Below are 8468 nucleotides of genomic sequence, written 5' to 3'. Positions count from 1 at the left end.
CCATCACCGCGAACAGCACCGGCTGAACGACGTCCTCCCGGTCATAACCGGGGGCACCGTCGGCGCCACGCAGCACCTCGGCCAGCGACCAGTCCACATGAGGCGCCAACGCGGCCTCACACTCGCCCATCGCCTCCGCGAACACCGGCGAGGACTCCAGCAGCCCGACCGCCATGCCCACCCACTGGGCCCCCTGACCGGGGAACACGAAAACGGAGCGGCCGGGAGTGGCGCTTTCGCCCACCACCACGCCCGGATGAGCGGACTTCTCCGCCACCGCGCCGAGGCCCGCCAGCAATTCCTGCCGGTCGCTGCCCACCACCACCGCTCGGTGCTCCAGCACCGACCGGGTCGTCACCAACGACAGCGCGACGTCGGCCGCACCGTACTCCGAGCGCTTCGCCACGAAGTCCCGCAGCCGCCCGGCCTGCGCCCGCAATCCCTCCGCACCGCGCCCGGACACCACCCAGGCCACCGGGCCCTCGGCCACCTCGGTGCCGGCGGTCTCGACCGCCTCGGTCTCCGGGGCCTGCTCCAGGATCACATGTGCGTTCGTCCCGCTCACCCCGAACGAGGACACACCAACCCTGCGCGGCTCCCCCGTCGCGGGCCACGGGGTCGGCTCGGTCAGCAGCGACACCTCCCCCGCGGACCAGTCCACGTGCTCCGACGGCTCCTCCACGTGGAGCGTCTTCGGCAGCACGCCGTGCCGCATGGCCATCACCATCTTGATGACGCCGCCCACACCGGCGGCCGCCTGTGTGTGCCCCATGTTCGACTTCAACGACCCCAGCCACAGCGGCCGGTCCGCCCCGGGGCGCTCCTTGCCGTAGGTGGCCAGCAGTGCCTGTGCCTCGATCGGGTCGCCCAGCGTCGTGCCGGTGCCGTGCGCCTCCACCGCGTCCACCTCGGCCGCCGACAGGCCCGCGTTCCGCAGGGCGTCGCGGATCACCCGCTGCTGCGAGGGACCGTTCGGCGCGGTCAACCGGCTGCTCGCCCCGTCCTGGTTGACGGCGGCGCCCCGTACCACGGCCAGTACCTGGTGTCCGTTGCGCCGCGCGTCGGAGAGCCGTTCCAGCAGCAGCACACCGGCGCCCTCGGACCATGCGGTGCCGTCGGCCGCGTTCGAGAACGACTTGCAGCGGCCGTCCACGGCGAGTCCGCGCAGTCGGCTGAACTCGATGAACACCTCTGGAGTCGCCATCATGGCCACACCGCCGGCGAGCGCCAGCGAGCACTCGCCCTTGCGGAGCGCCTGCACCGCCAGGTGCAGCGCCACGAGCGACGAGGAGCAGGCCGTGTCCACGGTCACCGCGGGGCCCTCGAAGCCGAAGGTGAAGGAGATGCGGCCGGACGCGATGCTTCCGGCGCTGCCGTTCCCCAGGTGGCCTTCGAGACCCTCCGGGATCGACCGGATGCGCGAACCGTAGTCGTTGTACATCACACCGATGAACACGCCGGTGCGGCTGCCGCGCGCGGACACCGGGTCGATGCCCGCCCGCTCCAGCGCCTCCCACGAGGTCTCCAGCAGCAGCCGCTGCTGCGGATCGGTCGCCAGCGCCTCGCGGGGGCTCATGCCGAAGAACGACGCGTCGAAGCCGTTCGCGTCGTGCAGGAACCCGCCCTCACGCGTGTAGCTCTTGCCCGGCTGCTCCGGATCCGGGTCGTACAGATCCTCGTCCCATCCCCGGTCCACGGGGAAGGTGGAGATGGCGTCGGTGCCCGAGGCGACCAGCTCCCACAGGTCTTCCGGCGACTCCACCCCACCCGGATACCTGCATCCCATCCCGACGATGGCGATGGGTTCGGTGTCCCTGTCCTTGAGTTCCCGCAGCTCTTGACGAGTCTCGTGCAGACTGGCCGTCGCGCGCTTGAGGTAATCGCGCAGCTTGGTGTCGCTCACTGCCTCTTGTCACTCCTCTGAGAACCCCAAGACAGGGGGTTGAAAGCCTTCGGCCGGTAACTTCCGGGGACGGGGTGCGTTGTGGTCACGACGTTCCGAGCTCCTCGTCGAGGAAGTCGAAGATCTCGTCGTCGGTCGCCGACTCGAACTTGTCGGCGGCAGCGACCCCACCGTTCGCCGACGGTGTCTGCTGACCCGCGGTCAGCTTCGCCAGCACCTGCTGCAAGCGTGCTGTGAGGCGTGTCCTCGCGGCTTCGTCCGCCACCACCTCGGCGAAGGAGCTCTCCAGCTTCTCCAGCTCCGACAGGACCGGCAGCACCACCGACGCGTCCGGCTCCTCCGCGACGAGTTCTTCCGCCAGATACCCGGCCAGCGCCCTGGAGGTCGTGTAGTCGAAGAGCAGCGTGGCGGGCAGCCGAAGGCCGGTCACCGTGCCGAGCTGGTTGCGCAGTCCGACCGCGGTCAGCGAGTCGAAGCCGAGGTCGAGGAATCCGCGGTCCGGGGCGATCATGCGAGGGTTGTCGTGGCCCAGCGCCATGGCCGCGTGCTCGGTCACCAGCTCCAGGAGTGCCTGCTGTCGCGCGGCGGGGTCCAGCGAGCCGATACGGCGGCGCAGTTCGGCGGAGCCGGCGCCGGAACCGCCCGCGGACGCCCTCGCGGGGCCGCGCCGGGCCGTGGTCCGGATGATGCCCCGCAGCAGGGCCGGGATCGGCCCCTCCTGGGCCCGCCACGCCGAGGCGTCGAGCCGTGCCGGGACCAGGGTGGCCGCGTCGATGCCGCACGAGGCGTCGAACAGGGCCAGGGCCTCCTCGGAGGCCATCGGGGCCACGCCGTCCCGGGCGATGCGCCGCCTATTGGCCTCGTCCAGCTTGCCGGTCATGCCGCTGCGCTCCTCCCACAGCCCCCAGGCGAGCGACTGGGCGGGAAGGCCCTCGGCCCGGCGCCGGTACGCGAACGCGTCCAGGAAGGCGTTGGCGGCGGCGTAGTTGGCCTGGCCCGGGCCGCCGAGCGTCCCGGAGAGCGAGGAGAAGAGCACGAACGCGGACAGGTCGAGACCGGCGGTCAGCTCGTGCAGGTTGAGCACCGCGTCGACCTTGGGCCGCAGCACGCGGTCGACGCGCTCGGGAGTGAGTGCCTCGACGACGCCGTCGTCCAGCACACCGGCGGTGTGCACCACGGCGGTGAGCGGGTGCTCGTCCGGCAGGGCGGCCAGGAGTCCGGCGAGGGCGTCGCGGTCGGCGGTGTCGCAGGCGGCGACCGTGGCGTGGGCGCCCAGGTCCGCCAGCTCCGTGCGCAGTTCGGCCGCGCCGTCCGCGGCGAGGCCACGGCGGCTGGCCAGCACGAGGTTGCGCACACCGTGCTCGCTGACGAGGTGCCGGGCGACCAGGCCCCCGAGGCCGGAGGCCGCTCCGGTGACCAGGACGGTGCCCTGCGGGTCCCAGGTGATGCCGGTCGTGGCCGCTTCCTGCTCGGGCTCGTTGCCGCGAGCCGGGACCCGGGCCAGCCGGCCGGCCAGGACCGTGCCGCCGCGGATCACGATCTGCGGTTCATCGGTGGTGAGCGCCGCCGGGAGGATCCGGCGTGAGCCGTCGTGGTCGTCCAGGTCGGCCAGGACGAACCGGTCGGGGTTCTCGGACTGGGCCGAGCGCACCAGGCCCCAGACGGCCGCGGCGGCGGGGTCGGCCACATCGGTGTCCTCGCCCGCGGCGATGGCTCCCCGAGTGAGGAACACCAGCCGGGAGGCGCCGAAGCGGTCGTCGGCCAGCCAGCTCTTGAGCAGGTCGAGGGCGCGGTGGCCGGCTTCCCGTACCGCCTCCGCCAGGTCCTGCGTCCGGCGGGTGCCGGACCCGCTCGAGGCCAGGACGACGTCGGGCGCGGTGGCGCCCGCGTCGATGGCCTCGGCCAGGGCCGCGAGGTCCGGGTAGGTGTCCACGGTGCCATCGGCCGATCCGAGGACACCGGCCGTCTCGGCCCGGTCGGGGCCGACGAGCGCCCAGCGCCCGGCCGCCACGCCGTTCTCCGGGGCGCGGGAGGTGTCCACGGGCACCCACTCGACCTGGTACAGCGACTCGTACGGCTGGGCGGAGTTCACCTGCTCCGGGGCCACGGGCCGCAGGACGAGGGAGTCGACCGTGACGACGGGTGCGCCGGAGGTGTCGGTGGCGTGCAGGGAGACGGTGTCCCCGCCCGCGCTCGCCAGCCGTACGCGCAGCGCGGAGGCGCCACCGGCGTGGAGGGTCACCCCGTTCCACGAGAACGGAAGGGTGCTGCCGTCGGTGCCGGTGGGGTTGAACGCGACGGTGTGCAGCGAGGCGTCGAGCAGTGCCGGGTGCAGGCCGTACCGGGCGGCCTCGGCGTCCTGTGTCTCGGGCAGGTCGATCTCGGCGAAGATCTCGTCCCCACGGCGCCAGGCGGCTCGCAGCCCCTGGAAGGCCGGGCCGTAGGCGAACCCGACGTCGATGAAGCGGTCGTAGAGACCGTCCACGTCGATCGGCTTCGCCTCCGCGGGCGGCCACACGGCGAAGTCGGCGGCCACCGCCTCCGGTGCCGTGGTGGCCGGGTCCCTGGTGAGCAGGCCGGTCGTGTGGCGTGTCCAGGGGTCGTCCGGCTGGGCGTCCTCGGACCGGGAGTACAGATTGAGCGAACGGGCGCCGGACTCGTCCGGCTCGCCCACGGTGAGCTGGATCTGGGCCGCGCCGCGTGCGGGCAGGACCAGCGGCGTCTCGATGGTCAGCTCGTCCAGCCGCTCGTAGCCCACCTGCTCCGCCGCGCGCAGGGCCACTTCCACGAAGGCGGTGCCCGGGAAGAGCACGGTCTCCGCGAAGACGTGGTCGGCGAGCCAGGGCTGAGTGGCGACGGACAGACGGCCGGTGAACAGGTAGGAGTCGGTGTCGGCCAGGGCGACGGCGGCGCCGAGGAGCGGGTGGTCGGGCGAGTTGAGCCCCGCCGAGGTCACATCCCCGGCGGCGGGCGCCGTCTCGAGCCAGTAGCGCTGCCGCTGGAAGGCGTAGGTGGGCAGCTCCACCCTCCGGGCGCCACGCCCGGCGAACACCGCGTCCCACTTCACCGTGGTGCCGTGGACGTGGAGTTCGGCCAGCGCCATGGTCAGCGACTGGATCTCGGACCGGTCCTTGCGCAGTACGGGCACCAGGGAGGGGGCGAGCCCGCCATCGGGCTCCTCGGCCGTCAGGCAGTCCTGGGCCATCGCGGTGAGCACACCGTTCGGGCCCACCTCCACGAACGACGTCACGCCCAGCTTCTCCAGGGTCCGTACCCCGTCCGCGAAGCGCACCGCCTCCCGCACATGGCGCACCCAGTACTCCGGCGAGCACACCTCGTCGGTCTCCGCCGGCCTGCCGGTGACGTTGGAGACCAGGGAGAGGGCCGGCGGAGCGAACGACAGGCCCTCGACGACCTTGCGGAAGTCGCCGAGCACCCCGTCCATGCGCGGGGAGTGGAAGGCGTGGCTGACGCGCAGTCGACGCGTCTTACGGCCCTCTCGCTCCCACTGTCCGGCGATCTCCAGTACCGCGGCCTCGTCGCCCGCGATGACCACGGCGGTCGGGCCGTTGATGGCGGCGATGCTCACCTCGGCCTCGCGGCCGGCCAGTGACGCGGCGATCTCCTCCTCGGGCGCCTGGACGGCCACCATCGCGCCGCCCTCGGGCATGGACTGCATCAGCCGGCCACGGGCCGCCACCAGCGCGCAGGCGTCCTCCAGGGAGAACACCCCGGCCACATGCGCCGCGGCGATCTCGCCGATGGAGTGGCCGATCAGCACATCCGGGGTGATGCCCCAGTGGTCCAGCAGCCGGAAGAGCGCCACCTCGATGGCGAAGAGGGCGGGCTGGGTGAACGCCGTCTGGTTCAGCAGCCCGGCATCCGCGCTGTCTTCGGCCGCGAACATCACCTCGGTGAGCGGACGGTCGAGCAGCACATCGAGATGCGCGCACACCTCGTCCAGCGCCTGGGCGAACACCGGGAAGGCGTCGTACAGCTCCCGGCCCATGCCCAGGCGCTGCGCGCCCTGGCCCGAGAACAGGAACGCCGTCTTGTGCTCGGCCCGCGCCACGCCCTGGATCAGCGTGGCCGCGTTCCGGCCCTCCGCGAGCGCGTCGAGCCCACTCCGGAACTGGGCCGCTTCCTCGGCGACCACAACCGCGCGGTAGGGCAGGGCGGAACGGGTCGTCGCCAGCGAATAGCCGATGTCGGCGAGGTCGTTGGCGTGTGCGGTGGCCACACCGTCGAATTCGCGCAGCCGCCCGGCCTGGGCGCTGAGCGCCTCGGGGCTTGTGCCGGAGAGCAGCCAGGGAACCACCGTGAGGCCGGCCGGTGAACCGGCGGCCTCGCCGTCCGTCTCCTGCGCCGGTGCCTCGGCGGCGTCGGCCGCCTCGATGATGGTGTGCGCGTTGGTGCCGCTGATCCCGAAGGACGATATGGCCGCCCGGCGCGGGCGGTCCGTCTCCGGCCACGGGGTCGGCTCGCGCAGCAGGGACACGGCGCCGCTGGTCCAGTCGATGTGCGGCGAGGGCTCGTCCGCGTGGAGCGTCTTGGGCAGCACGCCCGCACGCATGGCCATCACCATCTTGATGACCCCGGCCACACCGGCCGCCGCCTGGGTGTGTCCGATGTTCGACTTGATGGAGCCCAGCCACAGCGGCTGGTCCTCCTGCCGCCCCTGGCCGTAGGTGGCCAGCAGTGCCTGCGCCTCGATCGGGTCACCCAGCGAGGTACCCGTGCCATGGGCCTCCACCGCGTCCACCTCGGCGGCCGACAGGCCCGCGTTCTCCAGCGCCTTGCCGATCACCCGCTGCTGCGACGGGCCGTTCGGCGCCGTCAGTCCGTTGGACGCGCCGTCCTGGTTGATCGCCGAACCCCGGACGACGGCCAGCACCTGGTGGCCCTTGCGCCGGGCGTCCGACAGCCGCTCCACCAGCAGCAGGCCCACGCCCTCGGACCAGCCCGTGCCATCGGCCTCGGCGGAGAACGCCTTGCACCGCCCGTCCGGCGACAGCACACGCTGGGAGCTGAACTCGACGAACGTGCCCGGCGTGGCCATGATCGTCACACCGCCGGCCAGCGCCATATCGCATTCGCCCTGACGCAGCGACTGCGCGGCCAGATGCAGGGCGACCAGCGACGAGGAGCACGCGGTGTCCACCGTCACGGCCGGGCCCTCGAAACCGAAGGTGTAGGAGAGGCGGCCGGAGGCGACGCTCGACGCGCTGCCGAGTCCGAGATAGCCCTGCACACCGTCGGGCGCGCTGATGGCCCGGCCGCTGTAGTCCTGGTAGTTCGAGCCGATGAAGACACCCGCCTGGCTGCCGCGCAACGCCGCCGGGTCGATTCCGGCGCGCTCGAACGCCTCCCAGGACGTCTCCAGCAGCAGCCGCTGCTGCGGGTCCATGGCCAGCGCCTCGCGCGGGTTGATCCCGAAGAAGTCCGGGTCGAAGTCGGTGACGTTGTCGAGGAATCCGCCGGTGAGGGCGTAGGTCTTGCCCGGCTTGTCGGGGTCGGGGTCGTACAGCCCCTCGAGGTCCCAGCCACGGTCGTCGGGGAAGCCGGAGATGGTGTCGACTCCGGCGTTCACCACGTCCCACAGTTGCTCGGGGGTCCGCACACCGCCGGGGAACCGGCAGCTCATCGCCACGATCGCGATGGGCTCGTCGAACGAGTCCGAGCGGGTGGGCGCGGTCTCGGCGGCGCCGCCTTCCTCGGTGCCGAACATCTCGCCGTTCAGGAACCGGGCCAGCACCGTGGGCGTGGGGTAGTCGAAGACCAGGCTGACCGGCAGCCGCAGCCCGGTGGCCGCACCGATCCGGTTGCGCAGTTCAACGGCGGTCAGCGAGTCGAAGCCGAGGTCACGGAAGGCGCGGTCCGGGGCGACCGCGTCCGCGCTGTCGTGCGCGAGGACGTCGGCGGCCTGGGCACGCACCAGGTCCCGCAGGGCCCCTTCGCGCTTCTCCCAGGGCATGGCTGCCAGCCGGTCGTGAAGTTCCGCCCGCCCGGGGGCGGCGGCACCGCCCGCCGTGAGCTGCTTCCCCGTGGTCGCGCTCGGCGCGCTCCGCAGCCGGCGGAAGAGGGGGGTGTCGGCGGAGTCCGCTTCGAAGCGTGCCCAGTCGATGTCCGCGACCGCGAGGAACGTCTCATCGTGGTCCAATGCCTGCTGAAGCGCTGAGATGGCCAGCTCGGGGACCATGGCCAGGATGCCCGACCGGCTCATCTGCTCGCCGATATCACCGGTGACGAGGCCGCCTCCGGCCCAGGCGCCCCAGGCGATGGACGTGGCCGCAAGGCCGTCCGCGCGCCGCTGCATGGCCAGCGCGTCGAGGTAGGCGTTGCCCGCGGCGTAACTCCCCTGCCCGGGATTGCCCAATGTGGCCGCCGCCGAGGAGAACAGCACGAACGCCGACAGATCCATGCCCGCGGTCAGCTCATGCAGATTCCGTGCCGCGTCCACCTTCGGACGCAGCACCCCGGCCGCCCGCTCCACCGTGAGGGCGTCCACGACGCCGTCGTCCAGCACACCGGCCGTATGCACCACGGCGGTCAGCGGGAACTCCTG

Annotated in this window: 2 protein-coding genes; both read right to left on the bottom strand. The window is 72.5% G+C overall.

The window, feature by feature from the left end; all coding sequences use genetic code 11:
- Nucleotides 1-1903: type I polyketide synthase (locus tag KN815_RS40435; protein ID WP_216346780.1), on the bottom strand; the 1903-nt coding region annotated here is incomplete at its 3' end.
- A gap of 85 nt (nt 1904-1988) precedes the next feature.
- A partial coding sequence (locus KN815_RS40430; protein WP_216346779.1) for a type I polyketide synthase occupies nt 1989-8468 on the bottom strand: 6480 nt, incomplete at its 5' end.

Source organism: Streptomyces niphimycinicus (assembly GCF_018883605.1).
In the GTDB taxonomy this organism is placed as follows: domain Bacteria; phylum Actinomycetota; class Actinomycetes; order Streptomycetales; family Streptomycetaceae; genus Streptomyces; species Streptomyces niphimycinicus.
This window is presented reverse-complemented; position numbering and strand designations above follow the sequence as displayed.